1 protein-coding gene is annotated in these 288 nt (G+C 72.2%); it reads left to right on the plus strand.

Annotation, left to right across the window (positions count from 1 at the left end; genetic code table 11):
- Nucleotides 1-281, plus strand: a 281-nt coding sequence (locus NE591_RS15490; protein ID WP_256157128.1) for an FMN-binding protein, incomplete at its 5' end; no start/stop codon positions are given.
- Between the last annotated feature and the right edge of the window lie 7 nt (nucleotides 282-288).

Below are 288 nucleotides of genomic sequence, written 5' to 3' on the forward strand. Positions count from 1 at the left end.
CCCAAGAAGGGGAGAGCCAGAGCCGCGGCGGCTACGAGGCCATCCGCGACGAGCGGTACGCCGAGATGATCGAGGCGGCCCAGAGTGCCGATATCGACGCCATCGCCGGGGCCACCATTACGACCGCCGGGGTGAAGCAGGCCGTGGCCGACGCGCTCGCCCAGGCGGAGATTGCCGCCGGCGCCGAGACGGCTGGCGGCGCGGCGACGAAGAGCGGCGGAGATGCCGCCGCAGCGAGCGATGCCGACGCCACCGCTGCCCTAACTGGAAAGGAGGCCTAGCCATGGC

It is taken from the genome of Adlercreutzia sp. DFI.6.23, from assembly GCF_024462535.1.
Lineage (GTDB): Bacteria > Actinomycetota > Coriobacteriia > Coriobacteriales > Eggerthellaceae > Adlercreutzia > Adlercreutzia rubneri.